Annotated in this window: 23 protein-coding genes, 1 tRNA gene and 1 pseudogene; 16 read left to right on the top strand and 9 right to left on the bottom strand. The window is 61.6% G+C overall.

The features are described 5' to 3' along the window. Positions 1-165 precede the first annotated feature (165 nt). The 8 genes from J3A75_RS36090 to J3A75_RS36055 all read left to right on the top strand — a co-directional run bounded on the left by J3A75_RS36090 (position 166) and on the right by J3A75_RS36055 (position 5,658). The gene (locus J3A75_RS36090) at positions 166-732 is read left to right on the top strand and encodes a TetR/AcrR family transcriptional regulator (RefSeq protein ID WP_163006161.1); all 567 of its coding nucleotides are present in this window, start codon (positions 166-168) and stop codon (positions 730-732) included. A 193-nt stretch (positions 733-925) separates the two neighbouring features. Further along, positions 926-1,129 (top strand): hypothetical protein, encoded by a 204-nt coding sequence (locus J3A75_RS36085; protein WP_209650994.1) that lies wholly within the window; start codon positions 926-928, stop codon positions 1,127-1,129. 388 nt (positions 1,130-1,517) lie between these two features. After that, positions 1,518-1,826 (top strand): transposase, encoded by a 309-nt coding sequence (locus J3A75_RS36080; RefSeq protein ID WP_209651017.1) that lies wholly within the window; start codon positions 1,518-1,520, stop codon positions 1,824-1,826. A 26-nt stretch (positions 1,827-1,852) separates the two neighbouring features. Then, positions 1,853-3,526: an IS1182 family transposase gene (locus tag J3A75_RS36075; protein WP_209650995.1), complete on the top strand. Its 1,674-nt coding sequence runs from the start codon at positions 1,853-1,855 to the stop codon at positions 3,524-3,526. Between the two features lie 199 nt (positions 3,527-3,725). Continuing rightward, a complete protein-coding gene (locus J3A75_RS36070) occupies positions 3,726-3,989 on the top strand; it encodes a DUF1883 domain-containing protein (RefSeq protein ID WP_209651370.1) in 264 nt (87 codons plus the stop codon). A 63-nt stretch (positions 3,990-4,052) separates the two neighbouring features. Beyond that, positions 4,053-4,448, top strand: coding sequence for a hypothetical protein (locus J3A75_RS36065; protein WP_209651369.1), 396 nt, complete (start codon positions 4,053-4,055; stop codon positions 4,446-4,448). A gap of 183 nt (positions 4,449-4,631) precedes the next feature. After that, positions 4,632-5,150: a hypothetical protein gene (locus tag J3A75_RS36060; RefSeq protein WP_209651368.1), complete on the top strand. Its 519-nt coding sequence runs from the start codon at positions 4,632-4,634 to the stop codon at positions 5,148-5,150. A 103-nt stretch (positions 5,151-5,253) separates the two neighbouring features. After that, complete coding sequence (locus J3A75_RS36055; RefSeq protein ID WP_209651367.1) at positions 5,254-5,658, top strand: TIR domain-containing protein; 405 nt, start codon at positions 5,254-5,256, stop codon at positions 5,656-5,658. Positions 5,659-5,763: 105 nt separating this feature from the next. Here J3A75_RS36055 and J3A75_RS36050 read toward each other — a convergent pair whose 3' ends face one another. Together J3A75_RS36050 and J3A75_RS36045 are read right to left on the bottom strand one after the other, a co-directional pair. Continuing rightward, on the bottom strand, positions 5,764-6,117 hold the full coding sequence (locus J3A75_RS36050) for a stability/partitioning determinant (RefSeq protein ID WP_209651366.1): 354 nt from the start codon (positions 6,115-6,117) through the stop codon (positions 5,764-5,766). Continuing rightward, positions 6,117-6,803 carry a ParA family protein gene (locus J3A75_RS36045; RefSeq protein ID WP_209651365.1) on the bottom strand — a complete coding sequence of 229 codons (687 nt, stop codon included), beginning with the start codon at positions 6,801-6,803 and terminating at the stop codon, positions 6,117-6,119. Before J3A75_RS36045 ends, J3A75_RS36050 begins: the two co-directional genes overlap by 1 nt. Before the next feature lie 259 nt (positions 6,804-7,062). Here J3A75_RS36045 and J3A75_RS36040 point away from each other — a divergent pair, with 259 nt between their 5' ends. The 6 genes and pseudogenes from J3A75_RS36040 to J3A75_RS36015 all read left to right on the top strand — a co-directional run bounded on the left by J3A75_RS36040 (position 7,063) and on the right by J3A75_RS36015 (position 10,666). Further along, positions 7,063-7,332: a type II toxin-antitoxin system ParD family antitoxin gene (locus J3A75_RS36040; RefSeq protein ID WP_209651364.1), complete on the top strand. Its 270-nt coding sequence runs from the start codon at positions 7,063-7,065 to the stop codon at positions 7,330-7,332. Positions 7,333-7,411: 79 nt separating this feature from the next. Beyond that, positions 7,412-7,615 (top strand): annotated as a pseudogene (locus J3A75_RS36920) (type II toxin-antitoxin system RelE/ParE family toxin); the annotation flags it as partial. A 494-nt stretch (positions 7,616-8,109) separates the two neighbouring features. Next, positions 8,110-8,925: a GntR family transcriptional regulator gene (locus J3A75_RS36030; protein ID WP_209651363.1), complete on the top strand. Its 816-nt coding sequence runs from the start codon at positions 8,110-8,112 to the stop codon at positions 8,923-8,925. A 173-nt stretch (positions 8,926-9,098) separates the two neighbouring features. After that, complete coding sequence (locus tag J3A75_RS36025) at positions 9,099-9,320, top strand: hypothetical protein (RefSeq protein WP_209651362.1); 222 nt, start codon at positions 9,099-9,101, stop codon at positions 9,318-9,320. Between the two features lie 298 nt (positions 9,321-9,618). Then, positions 9,619-9,852 (top strand): hypothetical protein, encoded by a 234-nt coding sequence (locus J3A75_RS36020; RefSeq protein WP_209651361.1) that lies wholly within the window; start codon positions 9,619-9,621, stop codon positions 9,850-9,852. 109 nt (positions 9,853-9,961) lie between these two features. Further along, a complete protein-coding gene (locus tag J3A75_RS36015) occupies positions 9,962-10,666 on the top strand; it encodes an SH3 domain-containing protein (RefSeq protein WP_209651360.1) in 705 nt (234 codons plus the stop codon). A 94-nt stretch (positions 10,667-10,760) separates the two neighbouring features. On the opposite strand, the gene J3A75_RS36010 is transcribed toward J3A75_RS36015, so the two are convergent. The 7 genes from J3A75_RS36010 to J3A75_RS35980 form a co-directional block, all read right to left on the bottom strand. Beyond that, on the bottom strand, positions 10,761-10,898 hold the full coding sequence (locus J3A75_RS36010; RefSeq protein ID WP_209651359.1) for a hypothetical protein: 138 nt from the start codon (positions 10,896-10,898) through the stop codon (positions 10,761-10,763). Positions 10,899-11,143: 245 nt separating this feature from the next. Then, a complete protein-coding gene (locus tag J3A75_RS36005) occupies positions 11,144-11,776 on the bottom strand; it encodes a RidA family protein (RefSeq protein WP_209651358.1) in 633 nt (210 codons plus the stop codon). A 501-nt stretch (positions 11,777-12,277) separates the two neighbouring features. Then, positions 12,278-13,198 (bottom strand): DNA adenine methylase, encoded by a 921-nt coding sequence (locus tag J3A75_RS36000; protein ID WP_209651357.1) that lies wholly within the window; start codon positions 13,196-13,198, stop codon positions 12,278-12,280. Then, the gene (locus J3A75_RS35995; protein ID WP_209651356.1) at positions 13,195-14,529 is read right to left on the bottom strand and encodes a hypothetical protein; all 1,335 of its coding nucleotides are present in this window, start codon (positions 14,527-14,529) and stop codon (positions 13,195-13,197) included. The genes J3A75_RS36000 and J3A75_RS35995 overlap by 4 nt, the downstream gene beginning before the upstream one ends. 139 nt (positions 14,530-14,668) lie before the next feature. Continuing rightward, positions 14,669-15,232, bottom strand: a complete 564-nt coding sequence (locus J3A75_RS35990) for a recombinase family protein (RefSeq protein WP_209651355.1) — start codon at positions 15,230-15,232, stop codon at positions 14,669-14,671. Further along, entirely contained in the window at positions 15,229-15,519 is a 291-nt protein-coding gene (locus J3A75_RS35985) for a type II toxin-antitoxin system RelE/ParE family toxin (RefSeq protein WP_209651354.1), read from the bottom strand. Before J3A75_RS35985 ends, J3A75_RS35990 begins: the two co-directional genes overlap by 4 nt. Beyond that, positions 15,516-15,767, bottom strand: coding sequence for a type II toxin-antitoxin system ParD family antitoxin (locus tag J3A75_RS35980; protein WP_209651353.1), 252 nt, complete (start codon positions 15,765-15,767; stop codon positions 15,516-15,518). Before J3A75_RS35980 ends, J3A75_RS35985 begins: the two co-directional genes overlap by 4 nt. A gap of 1,907 nt (positions 15,768-17,674) precedes the next feature. Here J3A75_RS35980 and J3A75_RS35975 point away from each other — a divergent pair. Both J3A75_RS35975 and J3A75_RS35970 read left to right on the top strand, forming a co-directional pair. Continuing rightward, complete coding sequence (locus J3A75_RS35975) at positions 17,675-18,190, top strand: hypothetical protein (protein ID WP_209651352.1); 516 nt, start codon at positions 17,675-17,677, stop codon at positions 18,188-18,190. A 191-nt stretch (positions 18,191-18,381) separates the two neighbouring features. Then, positions 18,382-18,457: transfer RNA gene (locus tag J3A75_RS35970), tRNA-Ile, on the top strand. Positions 18,458-18,534 lie beyond the last annotated feature (77 nt).

The raw sequence follows: 18,534 nt of genomic DNA, 5'->3' as shown, positions 1-18,534 counted from the left end.
GCGAACCGTTCGTCGCGTTTTGGTTCGAACCGCTGCTCCGCGTTCCCGTCGCGTTGAGCTGTCATGAGATCAGATGAGCCCAAGCATGAAGCCGAGCCGGTCCTTCAGCCAACAGGAACTGCGCGCCGGCCTGCGGGGAGGAGCCCGGTCCAAGATCGCAGCGCCGTGACGGTCGGTAAAATCAACGCCGCCGCAGCTCGTCTGCTTGGGCGTCGCATCCCACCCTCTCGGCTTACAACCGCGCAGATTGCACGAGAAGCCGGCGTGTCGGTGGGGGCCCTCTACCGCTTCTTTCCCGACAAGGAGACGCTGGTCCTCGCACTGGCCGCGGAGCGCTTCGAGGCATTCGAGGCGACGCTTCAGCGGGAGGTCGAACCCGGGCTCCTGACAGCAAACGGGCCAGCCTTGATCGCCCGCCTCGTGAATGCTGCCGCCTCCCTGTTCGCTGCCCATCCGGAGCTTCGCACCATCGTCTACGATGGACAGGAATTCGATTGCGGCGACCTGCCTATGCAGGGGCGGCCCGGTCTCGGCGCAGCCGCACTGATCCGGCGCCATATGGTTGAGGGGCTCGGTTACAAGCTGACGCCCGACCTCGAACTCCGGCTGCGCGTCGCGGCAGAAGCCGGAGATCGGTTGATCGGCTTTGCCCTCGAGCAGCAGGACCCGCAGCAGCGCGAGGCGATCCTGGACGAAGCGAAGCGCCTGCTGTCCGGCTACCTGTTCGGATAGCGATGTGCATCGCGCAGCGACCTGGACCATCGCCTGCGGCCAAGCTGTTCAATGTCTTCCAGAGCAGGTCAGTCGGAGCGTTCGCGAAGGATCACCGGAGGCGACGGTCTGGAGTTGACCCGTTTTGGTGGAGCGGTGGAACGTGAACCGCTCCGGGATTTCCGGAGGCTCCAACTCTTGAGAGGATGGAGCCATGACGAAGCGCAGCACACCCTTTTCACCTGAGGTCCGCGAACGCGCGGTCCGGATGGTGTTCGACCACCAGGGCGAGCACGGCTCGCAATCCGGTTCGATCTGGTCGTTGACGAAGACGGGCGCCGGTTCAGCTGTGAATTGCGGCACCGCTCAGGGTCGAGCGCGAACGTGCAGTTCCGGCAGGCTGACCAGCACAAACTGACATCTGTAGCGTGATTGCCAGCAGCCATCCTTCAATTGCTGCATTGCCGCACCAAGCTCTCTAGCGTCCTCCCAAGGGACACCCACCGGCTCGGTCCAAGGTGACCCCCCTTCCCCGCGGGCTGGGTCGGTGGGGCTCGTGCATTAACAGCACAGCGGGGTGGAACTCTGCGGCGCCCGGCGACTTATCGCAGTGCAGCAATGCGATAGCGTCAGCGCCGCTGCGCTGCAGCCCTTCCGAGGACGTTTCCTCCCGTGACTTCGGGCCGCTGCTTGAGGGCGGCCTCTTTTGTTCCGAGCCCTATCAGAGTTTGGAGTGAGCCCCTGGGGGTGGACAGTTCGGGCAGGACTAATTGACCGGATCACTGGGTCTTCGGAGGATGAAGACCGTGGACCGACATCGTTCCCACAGCATCGCATTCAAGCGCCAGGTCGTACAGGAGTACCCGTCGGGCGAGACGCTGCTCGGCTTGGCCAAGCGCCATGACCCCTCGCGCAACCTCCTGCGCGTCTGGGTGCAGAAATACGAGGCTGGCGCGCTCGACGACGATGCAGCCGCCGCCGACACGATCCAGGCCTATGAGGCACGGATCGCCACGCTCGAACGGCTTGTCGGCCGACAGGCGCTTGAGCTTGAGTTTTTAAAAGGGGCACGACACTGTTGGCGAAGTGAGCGTGGCCGGCCTGTGGAGCGTTGAGAAGGTTTCCAGTCCGGAGGCCGCCCATGTCGCTCCGTTCGCAACCTCTGCCGCCTGTCCCTGAAGACACCACTCGGATCGCGCAGGCCGCTTTCCGGCGCGGCAACCCCTACATGCTCCTGCGCGACCAGCTCGGCGCCCTGTTCGCCGATGCCGATTTCGCCGATCTCTACCCGAAGCTCGGTCAGCCAGCCTACGCGCCCTGGCGCCTCGCGCTCGTCACGCTGATGCAATTCCGGGAAGGACTGAGCGACCGGCGCGCCGCCGACGCGGTGCGAGGCCGGATTGACTGGAAGTACCTGCTCGCCCTCGATCTGGCGGATGCCGGCTTCGACTTTTCGGTCCTGTGCGAGTTCCGGGCCCGCCTTCTCGAACACGAGGCGGGCGAGCGCCTGCTCACCCGTCTCCTGGACGTGGCCCGTGCCGGTGGGCTGCTGAAGGCCCGCGGTCGGCAGCGCACGGACAGCACGCACGTCCTGGCCGCCATCCGCACGCTGAACCGGCTCGAACTGCTTGCCGAGACGCTGAGGGCGGCCTTGAATGCCGTGGCCAGCGCGGCGCCGGCCTGGCTTGGGTCTATCGTTCCGGCGGACTGGCACGAGCGTTACGACCGAAGGGTCGAGGATGCCGACCTTCCCGGACCGGGGCCCAAACGCGATGCCCTCATCGCTCAGGTCGGCGCGGACGGCTTCCACCTGCTCGATGCACTGGACAAACCTGACGCGCCTCAGTCCGCACGGGATCCGGCTGCGGTTGCAGTGCTGCACCGGGTGTGGGGGCGGCACTTCGTGCGGGGCGGTTCAGGCCCGCAGGGAAATCCGACCTCCAAGGTTCGATTGCTCCCCCTTCAGAACCGCGGCCCAGGCGATCGCATCCAGTCGCCCTACGATGCCGAGGCTCGCTACCGCACCAAGCGTAACACGGGCTGGATCGGCTACATGGTCCACCTGACCGAGACCTGCGACGCGGGCGCGCCGCACCTGATCGTCCATGCCGATACGACCGCGGCGACCGTGCACGAGATCATGCGGGTCGAGGCGATCCACGCCGCGCTGGCGGCCAAGGGCCTGATCCCCTCCGAGCATTTGGCGGATGCCGCCTACATCAGCGCAGCTCAGCTCGCCGCTGCTCGTGAACGCCACGGCATCGACTTGATCGGTCCACCCCGGCCGCAATCGACGTGGCAGTACAAGACCGCGGGCGGCTTCACCAACGCCGACTTCGACGTGGATTGGGACGATCACGTCGTGCGCTGCCCCGCGGGTCACCGCAGTACGGCCTGGCACGAGTTCACCCGCCGCTATTACGGCGAGGCACGCGGGCGGCGCATCCGGGTCTGCTTCGACGCCGCTCTCTGTGCCCCCTGCTCATCCCGGGCGCGCTGCACATCGGCCCGCGCGCAAGGGCGGCAGCTGACGCTGCACCCGCGCGCCGAGCACGAGGCACTCGCGGCGGTCCGGGTCCGGCAAGCCGGCGAGACGGAGCATCTCTACGCTCAGCGACGCGGCGTCGAAGGCACGATCGCCCAGGCCGTAGGCGCGTTCGGACTGCGCCGCTGCCGCTACCGCGGCTTGGCCAGGGCCGGCCTGCAGAGCCTCGCCACCGCCGCCGCCCTCAACCTCGATCGGCTCGCCGCATGGTTCGCTCGGCGCCCCCTCGCGACAACCCGCACCTCCCGCTTTGCTACCCTCGCCGCGTAGCCACTCACTTCGCCAACAGTGTCCTGCCCTTATGCGAATGGGCCCAAGGCAGACAGATGTAGGGTATGGACAAGGACCGGTGTCCCGTAGCCGGCGCCCACGTCCAGACCACCCTCGGCGCGGAGCGTATGAGACCCTATCTACCGATCACGAGGCCGTACCGGTCTGCTGCTTGATCGTCGCCGTGTGAGCTGCTGCCGTGAACTTCCTTCACTATGAGGTCGACCTTCGTCCTGGCGAAAGTGTCGAGGTCACGCTCGACACGCGTGCCAACGTCAAGCTGCTGGATGCATCCAACTTCGAGGCCTATCGGAGCGGTCGACAGCACCGCTTCTATGGCGGTCAGGCCATGCGCTCGCCAGTCAACATCGTCCCGCCCCATTCGGGGAAATGGCATGTCGTGGTCGATCTCGGCGGGTACGCCGGCACGGTCAGGGCGTCGGTGCGAACGGTGCGGGGTTAGAGGATGCCCCAGCACCCAGCCGATGCGTTCCTTCCGGCTATCCGGCGCGCTCGGTTCGGGCAGTTGGTCATCTACGAGATATCGGACACGGAACTCCAGCTGATCGAGCGCGGCGCTCCTGAGTCGCTGTTTCTTACGTTCGGCATCTTTCTGATCTCGATCGGTATGACCATCCTCGTCACGCTGCTCAGCACCCCAATCGCGTCGATCAGACTGTTCACGACCTTCGTGGTCATCTCGACGATCGGCTTGGTGATCGGATCGATCCTGCTGTGCCTGTGGTGGTGGTACCGCAAATCGCGCTCCGATATCTTCAGAACCATCCGAGAGCGCCTGCCGCCGGAGGGAGAGGCAGTCCCGCTCGTCATCGACGCCGAAGAGCGGCAGACGACCGAGCGCTCACCGTCCTTCCCTCCGGATCCAGCGGCTCCTGCGCCACCGGGCGGACATCTCGAATAGGGTGCCTGCTGTGACTCCGCCGGCGCCAGCACGATGCTGGTGCAGCACTGTTACTTGCCGGACTTCGCAGCCGCCTCTCGGCACGCCGGCACCGCCTCCTGGTTCGGTCTCAGGCTGTGCGGTAAAGTGAATGGATAAGGGGTGCATGCCCGCTCGCATGCAGAGCGGATGAGGTGGATCGCGATGGACGGCGAAGAGTTCATCGTGATCGCCGATCGCCTCGACCGCGCGCACGTTGCCTTTGCGCGTGAGCACGAGCCGGTCCTGAAGAGGATCGGCAAAGCCGTCACACCGTTCAACAAGGCTTGGAGTGGTTCCAACATCGGCTATCATGCCTGTGTCTACTACGAGGCATTCTCACTTCCTCCGACCGACGCACGCTTCAGCCAGGAAAGGGGATTGGAGCCCAGCTACATCGAGGGGACACGCGGATCCTGGGTTGAATACCGCTACGCGGACGTTGTCGAGGCTATCTACCAGCACGCCGGAGACCCCGACTTGTCGGCCGTGCAAGCAAGCGCAGGGACCATTCGAAGCATGGTTGAGGAGGCTCGGGGCGATCTCCTATCCAGCCTTCCCTCGCCGCTCGAGAGTCTCCGAACGACACCTACCTGGCTAAACTCGTCGACCGCACCGAGAATGCCGTCATCCACCAGGCCGATGAGTTCGCCCGCGCCATGCTGCCTTCCGGGCAGTTTGTGACCACTGATATGAGGGCGCTGTCACAAGGCATCCGCGTCGCCCCCATCAATCTGTCCTGGGCGATATCACCGCACTCAATGCACCGGCCGAAACCGCGAAGGAATTGGCCGGGGTCGCGCGCCAAGCCGGGTCGCACCTGACCCGCGCTGCTCGACGCAACCGCAGGGACCGGCTTGTGGGAACGAACGTGTTCATCGGCCATGGCCGTTCACCGGCTTGGCGGGTGCTCAAGAACTTCGTGAAGGATCGCCTCGGTCTTCCCTACGACGAATTCAACCGCGTCCCTGTCGCCGGCATCACCAACATCGCACGGCTGTCCGAGATGCTGGAGGCCGCGGCCTTCGCGCTGATCATCCTGACCGCCGAGGACGAGCAGGCCGATGGCAAGCTTCAAGCCCGCATGAACGTGATCCACGAAGTCGGCCTGTTTCAAGGTCGGCTCGGTCTCATTCCGGGACCTCGCTCGAACCCGAGCTGTCAGACGGTCATGGCCTCGCTCCGGCTCTGAAACGCGTTGAGGCGCTGTCTATGTAGTGCAGCTCGCCGCAGACCCATGTTGCCCTAACCCGACCTTCGGGTGGTAGCTATCGGCGAGCTGTGAAATATATAGTAGCTACTTAGTAGCATATTCCTGTTCCAGCAAGGCGGTGGCGTGCTCGAACGCCTCACCCAGGCCCCAGCCCTTAGCATCGGCAATGCGGGTAAAGGCAGCGATGGTCTCAGGCTTGGCCTTAAGGTTCAACTGGGCGTTCCGGCCAGTACGGCGGCGGCGCTGCGGCGGCTTAGCGGGCGCGGACTCGGCCTTCTGCGACTCGCGGCTCCGAAACCCAACTGCCTCGGCGGCCTTCCGGGAAGTCTCGGGTGCGGGTTTGGTCGCCTTGGGCTTGGTCGAGCTGAACTCGGCCGGGTCGAAGGCATCCAAGTCATCGCCAAAGCCAAGCGACGGACGGTCGGTCCTTGAAGCCATCAGGCGGCCTCCACACGGCTGGCGGCAGCTCGGAGCTTGGCGACAACTTCGCCCGCGAACTCCCGGGCGTTGGTCTGGGCCTTCCCGAGGTTCGATGTGCTAGCGGGATTGAGGCTCGCCAGCGTTCCGCCGTAGTCGAACAAATCTCGGAAGGCGGCCCGCTCCACGATAGTGGTCGCGAACATCTCGATGCCGCCGGCCTGTAACTGCTCCTGGACGTTCCGGAGAGCCCGAGACGTGACGGCCGCACCTGTACGGGTCAGGACAACAGCGTGGGCGATCCGGCGCCTAGCTGTCTTCTCTTGGGTCCGGATCAGCCGGATGGTCTTCGCGCCGCCCTTGGCGTCCATTGCAGAGCCCTGCACAGGGATCACAACCAAGTCCGCCATTGCGATGGCATTGGCAACCATCAGGCTCGCCGTACCCTCCAAATCGACTACGACAAACTGAGAGGCCTCAGCTGCGGCCTCGATCGCGTCGACCACAGAGTCTTCGGTCACATCGCTGATGATTGTGATGGTCTCCGGCTTTCCTGGAAGCTTGGACCACTGGCTGATCCAGCGCTCCGGATCCGCATCGATGATTGTCACCTTGGCGCCACGCTGACCAAGCTCAGTGGCAAGGAGTAGGGCAGTCGTGGTCTTGCCGGCCCCCCCCTTGGGGTTGGCAAACGCTATGACAGGCATGCGAGCATCTCCGAGAGGCGATACATCATATGCCTGATCGGCTACCGAATAGCTACCGGCTACTTTTATTTAGCTAGTAGCTACTAGTTAGCATGTCGTGGCAGATGGCAACCAGTCGGCAAGGCGTGAAGCGGTGCGCGGACGGATGATTGCCAGCTATCTCCCGCTACAAGAGTGTCAACATGTGTCCGAGTGAGCGATAAGAATTTTTGTGAAAAACGCTTATCCTGGATATGCTCAGGTCGAGGACAAGGCCCCCATGGCGACCATGACCATCTCTCTGCCCGACCCGTTGAAGGAGTGGATCGAGGCGCAGATCAAGCAGGGCGATTACGCCAGCACGAGCGACTATGTCCGCGATCTCGTCCGCCGCGACCGGGAGCGGCGTGCCCATCCCGAACTGACGCTCGAGGATCTGCGCCGGATCGTCGATGACGCTCGCGCCAGCGGACCGAGCCGGCGCAAGGTCCCTGAGATCCTCGCCCGGGCCAAGAAGCACGCGCAGGCCGCTCAGCCGCTGGATGAGTGACTACACCCTCACGCGGAAAGCCGAGGCGGATCTGTTCGACATCGCCGTTCACGGCTACCGGTAGTTCGGTGTCCGCCAAGCCGAAGCCTACGCCGCCGGTCTGGAGCAGGCCTTTCAGCTCCTCGCCGACAATCCTGGAATGGGCCGCAAGGCCGACGCGATCCGCCCGGGCGTGCACCGGCATGAGCATGCCTCCCACGTCATCCTGTACGAGGTGGTGACTGGTGGCGTCCTGATCCTGGCCATCATCCACGGCCGCAGCATGAGGCGGCTCGCGCTGTAGGGAAGGGGCGTCTCACGCTGAAGGATCGAGTGGGCCCATCACGACTCAGGCCGCCCCTGAAACCGGCAGGGCTAGATACGGCCAGTGCCGAGCCCACGGTTCAGCATCGTAGCAGCGCCGGCTACTCTGGGTGGCATCGCTACAGCGTTCAGCGATCCGGACGCAGCCTCAACGTTGACTTAGCCGTGCTCGCCAGCCGACATGCGATGTCCGGCTACGCATCGCCTCGCGCGAGTCGCCGGCACCATCAGGAGATCACGCCGCCGCAAGTCGACCCCTGAAAAGCCAACGGCCCCCCAGTCGCCAAACTGGAGGGCCGTCGAAACCCAAAGGGCCTGTGAGGCCGGATTTGCTGCCCCTCACAAGCCATGAGATGCCCCCGGGCGTCAAGCGAAAGCGCCAACTTTCGCGATGGTGAGGCTTTGCCTGTGGACCGGACGCCCTAACCGGCGGCCCGGAACGACCTGTCGTGGCCCGACGAGGGCCGAGAAGGGATGTTTGCAGACGAGATCCGCCGCGCCATCGAGGCGGCGAGCCGAATCGCCTTGCCGCAGGTCACGGCGCAGCTGTGGCGCGCTTTCGGGGATGGACACATCACCGAGGCTGAGGCCGAGCACCTGTCCGCGCTGATCGAGGCACGTACGCTCACCGGGAAGCCGGCTCGTTTCGCGCAGCCGTCGAGCCCGGCAGAGCCGCAGTGGGCCGAAGCGGCCGATACCCCTCAGATCCTCCCAGGAAGCTCCAGGCGGTCGGTGGGCTCACGCCCGCGCACGGACGCCTCGATGGAGCGTCGCCGCCGCTGGGCGGCCTCCGGACGGCTCCCGCCGGGGTTGGCGGCGCGGTTCACCCTGGCCGAGCAGGCGGTGCTGGCGCTCGTGGCGGCCGAGAGCACGCGCCGGGGCGATTGCCGCCTCGCCGTCGGCCACCTCGCGGCGATCGTCGGTGTGGCCGAGACCACCGTGCGCAACGCCATCCGCGAGGCGGCCAAGCTCGGGCTCCTCACCGTCGAGGAGCGGCGCATCACCGGCTTCCGCAACGACACCAACATCGTCCGCATCGTCGCGCCCGAATGGACGGCCTGGCTGCGCCTCGCCCGCAAGACCCATCCCGCGCCTCTGCCCCAGCAGGCAGCGGTGGCAGAGGGGGGAGGGTGCAAATCCCCAAAGCGCACGCATACTCAGGTTCTAAACCCGTTAGATTCGAGGATAACCCAACCGTCAAAAGGCTGCCGGAGGGCAGCGGGCGACCTCGAGCGTGCGACACCTTCGAGAATCCGGCAGGGTGGTGGAAAGGTCAGAGCCATGCGCTGAGGGTCTGAGCCCGGCCGATCTGACGAACGCCCTCCACCATCACGGCATCCTCGGCTCACCGGCACACAGCCGGCCGATCACCTGCGACCGCGCGATCCGCCGACACGCCGACGTGCGTCGACACGGGTGTATGGCTCGGCTAGACGCGCCGCTCCCGATTCCGGAGCGGCCCGATGCACCATGACAGGAGCGATGACCTGCCGGCCCTGCTCCTCGCCCTGGCTACGGAGAATGCCGAACTGCGCCTGCAGCTCGGCGAGGCCCAGGACCTGCTGATGGAAACCGCCATCGACGCCGGACACCTCCACGCCCGCATCGAGGCCGTGCAGATCGAGCGCGACGCCTGGCACACCCAGGCCGTGCAGCTGCAGACCCGCCTCCAACGGGAGGGCTGATCGGCGACAAGCCGAGCTTGGCCTGCTACACCGCGGCCTCTTCCCGCCACGTGCTCGAGGCGTTCGCGACACCGCATGGCACCGCGGCGGGCAAGTGCGCGACGACAGGCGACCGCGGGCCAGTTCCCCTCGGTTCGCCCGTGACCCCTCGGCCGGGCGGTCGCGTGAGGGTCGGCGCCGCGGTGGAACTGGTCACCGCACGCGCCGGCTCACGGCCCACTGATATGCCGGGCTGAACCCGCGCGGCATGTCCTTGGCATGGGGAGGCAGATCCGCCGCCAGGCCAGTTGGGCCCACGATGCACGTCGACCTCGATCAGGACCTCGACCAACCGGCAGAACTCACGCTCTGGCCCGGCCATGCTCCGGCTCATGCCGCCGAGATGCGCAGCTTCCCGACCCTGCGCGCCGCTCTGGCCGCTGCCGCTGCAGCCATCGATGTCCAGGATGCCATCCCGTGGATCATCACGGACAGCGGTGACATCCTCGCGCCCAACTGGATCCGCGCCTACACGGCGATGGCGCTGCCATAAGTAGCCCAGGCCGGCTAGCTACGCCCCCTTCGCATCATCTCCGCCGTCCGGCACTTGACCGTTGGTTGCGGCCACGCAACCGTAGCTTGACGGTTTCGAGGCGAATGACATGGCACGGCGCAGGAGAAGCTCCTCGCGAGGCGACGGCACGTTCGCGCTGGTCCTACTGGCCATCATCGGTCTGCCTCTCACGCTGCTCGGGTATGTTGGCGACTCGTCGAAGCCTGCAGCCGTCCCGACCACCTACGCCGCATTGCCGGGGAGCGCGGGCTCATCAACCGGCACGTTGACGTACTACGGTGGCTTCTCGTCCGATGCCGCCAAGCCTGCTCCGCAGGTCCCGCCTCAGCCTGAGGTGGCCGCACCTGAGACGCTGTACGTGTCGGGGCGCAAGGTGGCGTTACGCGCTGGGCCTGATCCGAAGGGTAAGATCTTGGACCGCTACGGCGCGGGACAGGCCCTCGAGGTGATCGAGCGCAGCGACGACTGGGTGCGAGTCCGACATGCCTTGACCCAGCGAGAAGGGTGGATCCAGGCCAAGCGGTTGCGGGATGCGCCGCCCGAGACAGAGACCGAGAAGCCGACGCCGACACGTGCGTCGCCAGCCTTGAGCGTGGCGGAGATTAGGAAGCGGCTGATCGCCGACTCCATCGCGTCCTACCCCGGCCCGTGCGCCTGCCCCTATCAGAGTGCGCGCAACGGCTCATCGTGTGGTCGGCGCGCCGCTTACGTCCGGCCCGGTGGTTATGCCCCCTTGTGCTATGCGAAGGACATCACGTCCGACATGATCCAAGAGTATCGATCGACCCACTGATGCTGAGTACAAGTAACGCGAGATCGAGAAGGGCGCACCTACTCATCAGACACTTCGATGGGGTTTGTGTCGCAGGAGGGACGCCGCAATGTGTTCAATCTGACAGCAAATTCTCGCGTTCGAGGACGAGGCGGATGTCCTCGAACGCGGCGGCGATGTTGTTTTTCGGGAACCGGATCTGGCCGAGGCCCTGGATGTTGGAGAACTCCTCACAGCCCTCCTCAAGCAGCACGATAGCCCGGGTGAAGCTCGACCTGGGTGAAGCACTCAAGCAAGCGGCAGTGCTCGAAGAGCCTGATCGTGCAAGCTAGTAGCTACCAGCAAGCTCTGTAACATCTGATAGCTACTAGCTAGCACGAATGCGGAACGGGAGCTACAGCAAGAGGCAGCCCACCGATGGTGGACTTCTAGCTTCCGACACCGTTCGCTTATCGGAAGCCAGAGGCGTGATGGTGCTGGCCGGCGAGAACCTGCAGATCACGGGATCGGCATCCGGCGTCGCAGCTCGTCAAGCCGTTCAGCAGGCGACTGGACTTCCGAGCGCTCCAGTCCAAGGTCGCGCAACAGCCAGTCGCCCTGCTCGTCGAGACGGCCTACCGGACGGGTGCGGAAAGCCACGAAGCCCCGCGCCCACCGGGCAATCCGCCCCAGCAGTCCGGCCCCGCGCTCGCCGACCAAGTCGCTCCGATCACCGAGTCCCGCCTCTCGGACAGCCGTGACCTCGATCTCGACCACCGCATCTGCGCGAGCGAGCGCGGCGGCAACAAGGACAGTCACTGCAGCCGGCGCCTTCGAAGCCCAGCGAGCCTGCCGAACCCGCTCAAGAGCGCAGAGATCGCCGGCGCAGGTCAGGATGAACGTCGCCTTCCTCACGTCGGCCAGCGCCATCCCGCCGGCGGCCAGCAGCGCCTCCACGTTGGCCATCGCCAGTCCCAGCTGCTCGGTGAAACCAACGCCCAATCGCCCGTCTGGCGCGATGCCGAGCTGGCCGGACACGAACAGGGCTCGCCCCAAAGGGGCTTCGCGGGCGTGGGCGTAGATGGTGCGGAGCCGATCCGGCACCGCCCAAACGGTCGGCGGATCGAGGGTGAGGGGATTGAGGGTCGTCACGGCTGTTCGCCTTGGTTGCACCCCGTGCCCCGAAAATCGGGCTCCACTGTGCGGGGCAGGTAAAGCCCCGGGCGCGCTCACGGCCGCGAGGCTCGGAGACGCGATCTGGTGTGGGTGCAAGCGAGCGGCGAAGACCGCTCAAGCTGGCCGGAGGCTACAGGCCCCCGTCACGCCGACCGCATCGGGCGGGGCGTTTCCATCGGACGACCATGGTCGGACGGAGGCTGCACATACCGTCACGCTAGCGTAGAGCGTGAGACAAGACAATCGTCAGTCACGATCCGCGGGGAGGGCAGGATCTCTCATCGGCTCGAAGAAGACATCGGGCAAGTCCGCCGCTGATCGGCGCGAGCTCGCCACTGTGATACCTTGTAAAGGCGAGGGCCGCGGGCCAACGGCTGACCGCTCGGCGGCCCGTGCGAAACTCAAGATTTTTGCACCGCATCGCCGCTCGCTGAAATCCTTGGGCTTTTTTGATGCATATTTCCGGTGAACTTCACATCAAACTGCCAGCTCAAACTGGGATGATGTATCCAAGGCTTGCAGGCCACCCATTTCCAAAGATACGGGGGCAACGCAATCGGAAAAGAACATCACTTCCTTGCCAACCCGGCCATTACGAACTGAGTAATTCAAATTGTATTCTAGTTTGTCATATGCCTGATACAGATCTACGATTTCAGGTTCATTATCGTACGATACGACCCATTTTACTTGGCCACTAAGACCAGATATGACGTCGCGAAGCCTCTCGTGATCTTTTGACTCGAAAAAATCATAATATAATTCGCGCCCTTTTCGGAAATAAGGCGGGTCGATGTAAACCAAAGGGGATTTTTCGTCGGCAATCGACTGGCAATTTTCTATAAGTTCAGCCGCATCGAGATTTAAAATACTGATGTTGTGTCGATTTTTGGCAATTCTGCGCACGCGGGCCGCAAGCTCATTTTTATTAAATCTAGCATCAAGACCATAGGCTGATTTCTGGCCATGTCCGCCGATCATGCCGCCGTTCAGAACCCCGGAATGGTTAGTCCTGTTCAGGAAGAATGTCGCGAAGCCGGTTTCGAAGCTAATCTCGCCATTAGCTTCCTGAAAAATCTTTCGCTGGTTAATCCACTCGTCGGTCGTGAGAGGGATATCCAAAATACGTTTTTGGAAACGCTCGGGCTCATCAAGAAGAGCCTTCCAGAACGAAAAAATAGGCGCGCTTAGATCGTTCAGGAAAATCCTATTCACATATCCGTGCAGTAACAAACATAAGCCGACGCCGCCGCCGCCAGCGAACGGTTCGATATATACACCGTCCAGCAATTTATTCTGTCGAACCAGGGCTTTAAAGTAGGGCGCTAGTTTTGCCTTCCCACCAGGATATCGCAAGGGCGACACATGGAAAGAGGCGCGGACGTTAGGGCTACTCATTTACACGTCGCCTGAAAAAAGGCTTCCACGCCGCTCCATGCCCCGATCAGATCGTTTTTCGAAGGAAACATATCAGGGTTGTGCACATATTCATGCAGACGCTGGACCGAGATAACGCTGTCCTTCGCCGTTAAGGCTGTCCTTGCAGCAGTCCCCTGCTGCTTCGTCAAACCCAGAGCCGGATGCTTGAGAACCGCCTCGACTTTTTCGGACAGACTGTAGGCCTTGCCCGCATTCTTAGGGTCGGTATGGACAGTTTTTATGGCGTTATCGTTGCAGTAAATAACGACAACAGCTTCAACGAAACTACGGAAAATACAAGCTCCAGCGATAGGGAATTTGTCAATGTTAAGCTTTTTCAGCTCCCAGAATAATTGAGCGACTTTTGTGTTTGAAATCGCCAGCCCGAACGAGGCTGGAATTAGGGTTTTTCGATCGAGTGGGCTTGGTGTCGGTGGTGCTGGTTTAGGCGAAGGCAGCGGAGACTTCAAAGTTTGAGATACCGGCTCGGCCGCCTTTAGCTTCGGACCGGACGGCATCGAACTTTTAGGCAGGCCATCGACGTACTTAACCTGCTGTTCAGCCGTTTTCACGGCATCGACCTTGATCGTTTTATGAGCAAGATCAAGAACGATTTGCTTCAGAATTTTTATGATTTCCGCCTGCGGATAGATAAAGAAATATTCGCCGTCCACGATCTGAATGCCGATTTTCTGCCGAACAGCGGGATTTGAAATTATTCGGTCTAGCGTCGTGATCGGAAAATTGTGAGAGATCAATGCTTTTTCAGCATCGGTCAAGTTTCCCTTCTGTTTCACAAATTCGATCAGGTCGAGTGTCCGGTCACCCCTGAAGCGTGCTGTTTGCACACCGTTCCAATCGACAATGCCTCGGCCACCATTTTGACCGGTATGGCGCAGCTCGATCCAGCGGCGGGCTGTCTCTCGATCCGACATTAAAACGCCTGAGATCGGTTCGACCTTTGACGGATCGAATTCGTCGGCCAAGTCGGTGAGTTTGCCTCTCAGGGCATCGGGAATTTTCAAATCCTCAAGCAAGGAAGGATTTGCTAAAATCTGCAACGCAGCTGTTCTTCGGTTTCCTTCAAGGGCAATATATTCAGTTTTTTTCGGATCGGTTCGCAACACCATCATGCGATCCATCGGGTTCAAGCCGAATTTAGCGATATCACTCGCTAGTTCGGCGATTTTTGAGCCTTGATCATCAAGTAATGCCTGACGAATGTTTATTTGGCCGTCTTCTGTCGAAATACGTGGATTGTCGTGATCGAGCCGAAGCTCAGAAATCTTTAGATCGACACCACCGGACATTGCGCGTTTGCCCCGTACTATTTAAGTTATTAAACCGCAGCGCCTAAGCCGCTACAAGAGCTAGAGTTGCAGAACACAGCTATAGATTGAAACGCGATGCTTGGAAGTGTCATTTCGGACACACAGTGATCTACCGTAATCACCCAGCTTGATGTCCCGCATTCAAGTGACGCCGCAGCGTAGCGGGAGCGACCCCCACCATGCGGGCAACTTCCGCTCGTCCCTTGCCGTCCTCGATGAGGCGAACGGCCAGGTCGCGTTTTTCGGGCGTGAGCAATGGCGGTCGGCCGGCCCGCCTGCCGCGTCGCCTGGCCGCCTTCAGCCCAGCCTTGGTCCGCTCGGAAATCAGGTCCCGTTCGAGCTGCGCCAGCACACTCATGATGCCGTACAGCGCCTTGCCTGTGGCAGTGCGGGTATCCATGCCATCCATGATCGAGTGAAACTCGACGCCGCGCCCGTGCAGCTCGTCCAGGAGCAGGGCGAGGCCGGCCGTGGTGCGGCCGAGGCGGTCGATGCGCCAGACGGTCAGCGTGTCGCCGGGCTGCAAGGCTGCGAGGGCGGCCGTCAGACCCGGCCGCTTCATGGCGGTACCGGAGATACCTTTGTCCTCATGAATTACCTCACAACCATCTGCGTGCAGCGCGTCGTGCTGCAGGGCGAGGGTCTGTTCGTCCGTCGAGACGCGAGCATAGCCGATCTTCATGCAAGGGCGCTTTCCCAATCCTGCCGGCCGTGCAGGACGCGGATGATCAGAACGCCTGGCCCGTCTTCGACATAGACGATCATGTGCGCCTGATAGGGATGCAGCCGCATGGGCGGCGTCAACTCGTGGCGTTCGCGCGCCAGGCGTGGGTTATCGGCGAGAAGCTGGAAAGCCGCGAATAGCCCGTCCTGATAGCGGTCGGCTTGGGACACGCCGTATCGGACCGCGCCCGCTACGTAGGCGTCAGCAATGTCCTCGTCCGCCTGCGGTGACGTGCGGAAGATCATTTGGCTTGGACGGCTGCCAGCCTGTCGCGGCCGAGCTGGCGAATTTCATCGGGGGTGCGGGAGCTGATGCCGCTGGCCAGCCCTTCATCGACCAGCCGTTGCAGCTCCGCGATCTTGTTAAGCCGGTCCTGATCGCGGCGGATCAGGTCGCGCACATAGTCGCTCGCGTTCGCGTAGCGGCCGGTGCCAGCCTGGGCCTCGACCCAATCCTTCATCGGATCGGGGAGCGATACGTTCATGGTCGCCATGGTCGGTACCTCCTGGCCTATCATGGCAAGGATTGCCAAAAACTGTCAAAAGCTGCCCGCTATTTTAAGCGCACGTTTTTGCGCGATCCGGCCCTAAATTTCGCAATAGCTTAGCGAGTGGCCGAGAATCCGCTCAAAAACGGGCCTTTTCGAGCGGCATTTTTGCCTATCACCTTTCGCCGCATCGAAGCGGCTGACGCTGCTCGATGCCTAAAGCCAAGGGGAAAGGCACACCTTTCGCATCGTGCACCCATCTATGAGAGGATGCTCAAAATGGCTTCCTTTAAAGGGATCTCTAGAGGCGGCTTGCGGCGTGATTTGAACGTGGGACTAACAGTGCATTTGAGCGTTTCAGTCTATCAGACATTATCACAGGAAAGCTACCGCGCTCAATTGCATATTTGCACGGTCACTATGCAGCAAGCTCACAAGCGAAAATTGGGAGGAATCATTGCGCTCATTTATTTTAGCAGCAATTGTTGGCCTTATCGGCATCTCGACGCAGTCAATGTCACCAGTTCAAGCAGCGGAAAATTCGACATCGCCGAGACTACGTGTTGCTGAAGCGACATGCACTTATGAGGGTAAGTCGTACAAGAAAGGTGAAACTGTTTGTCGCGCGAAAGAAAAGCACGAATGTGGCAACGATGGCTGGATCAATACGAGGCAAAAGTGCTGAGCATAAATGCTCAGATCGCATGATCGCAGCGTGCTCTAATTAGCAAAGAACGCCGCATCAACATGAGATTTTGAGATCAAAATACAAATAAACTTATCGGTTAGAGCGGCGGCATTGCGAGATTGCCGCCGTTTTGATTTGAATCTTGAGATAGCAGCGCTGGAAAACACCTTAGCGACGACTAAACTCGATAAAAAGCAAACAGAAATACAGAAATATTGAAAAAAATATTTATTCTTTCTTAAAATCATTACCTGTCCAGTTTAGCGTTACAACTCCAGCTTTCGTAATATCCTGGCTGAGATCGGCGGGCGAGAATGCCTTGGTTGATGTCTCAGTTCTCGGCAATTTGCCTCTTATGGCCGAAAAAACGTGCGCCGTAGGCGCGTCTCCCACCTGAACACTTTTATCATCAGCACCGAACGACCAAACTGCTCCTGGCTGGATCAAAAGGCCATCCTTAGGTTCTTGCATTCCTTTGAAAGGCTTGCATTTTGCAGATTTCGCACATCTTCCAGTCTCGTCCCAGAAGATAAATACGGCGGCTTTGGATGAATTTTTTACGTTTATGTTTAGGGGGAATGCTATTGCGGTGCTTGATAGAAGCATACCAGAGACTGCGAATATAACCGCAATACTGCACGATTTCATCTGACATACCCCTTCAGACTAAACAAATTTGATAACTATCCTTGAAGTCTGTAACTCAAAATCATTGCCTCGTACGCTAAAATCGTATGCTATAATACTGCATCTCCGATGACAAGAAGGCCGGAATTTCGGCGTTCGATACAAGCGAATGTACGATGACGGGTTCTTCTCGATAGCTTCCTGCCTTTGCGAGGCGCCATATCGGTGACGAGCCGCAGGGTGGGCTAAAAGGTAGACCTTTCGCCCCATAGAATACGGTTGAGGCCAGTCAGTCGCGATAGGCTGCCCCTTCGCCTTCGCGAGATCTATGGCCGAACATAGACCGCCTCGGCGCTGCCCTGTTCGGGCTCATTCAATCCAGCCGCCTCTGCTCCGCAGGGTCGCTCCCGCCGCATCGTCTTACTAAGCTTGAGCAGTCCGCGCACCCAAATCGGGCTCGGACGGCTTGGGTTGGGAGGACCATCTCCAGTTCAAGCTGCAGCGCGGTGCTCGCCTGTGGTGGATCGGTGGCGTATGGGCCTGATCGCCGCACCAAACGCGGCCTTACGCGATCCCACCAAGGAGAGACGCAGTTCGGATGTCACAGGACAGCACACTCGCAAACGCCTTGGCCGATGTGAGGCAGAAGCGAGCAGCCCTCGAAGCGGATTTCAATCGGATCGGCGCGGAGCTGACGAAACTACGCCTCGCGGAGCGCTCCCTCGCCGCCATCGTGGATGGGACGCCGTTGGATGAGCCCTTCGCCGAGCAAACAGTCCGCCATGCCTCCGCTGATGACGATCAAGCTCGCGGCGGCCGGCGTACGGGGCGCGGGCCACGCGGACCGCGCGCGAACTCGGCCAAGGGCCGGTTGAAGGCGCTTCTAGTGGAAGCCGGCCCGCAGGGGCTGTCTCAAGACCAGATCAACGACCGGCTGCAGGATGTGGCGTCCAACACCCTGGCCACGTACCTGAGCACGATGACGACGAGCGGTGAAGTCGAGCGAAATGGCGACTTCTACCGCGGCATCACTCCAGCGACCGGGCCGGTGGACGACGCCTCTGAAGGCGGAGATCCCGGCGGCGCCGAACGCGACCGGGCCGAGGAGGCGTGAGCGCTTCGTCGATGGCCCCAGCGGTTCGCCACGGAGCAAGACGCCTATAAAGCATTTCACGAGCTCGTTGCGGTGCACGGTCTGACGATCTTCATCGACCGCAGATCGGCTCCTCGGCACTGATCGCATGGACGCTCGGCTTGAATGGTACGGGTTGTGAGCGTGCGAGCTTGGCAGCTATGGAGGCCCGGGGGCCTGTAGCTCAATGGTTAGAGCCGACCGCTCATAACGGTCTGGTTGCAGGTTCGAGTCCTGCCGGGCCCACCAACATTTCTGAGATCGCGATGCCCTACATCCTCCAGCGCTTGGCGGCCGGCAGCTACGACCTGCTCCTGGATGGGGAA

The sequence above is a fragment of the Methylobacterium sp. PvP105 genome (assembly GCF_017876975.1).
GTDB lineage: Bacteria > Pseudomonadota > Alphaproteobacteria > Rhizobiales > Beijerinckiaceae > Methylobacterium > Methylobacterium radiotolerans.
Note: the sequence above shows the minus strand (reverse complement) of the source record. Positions and strands in the feature narration are given on the sequence as shown.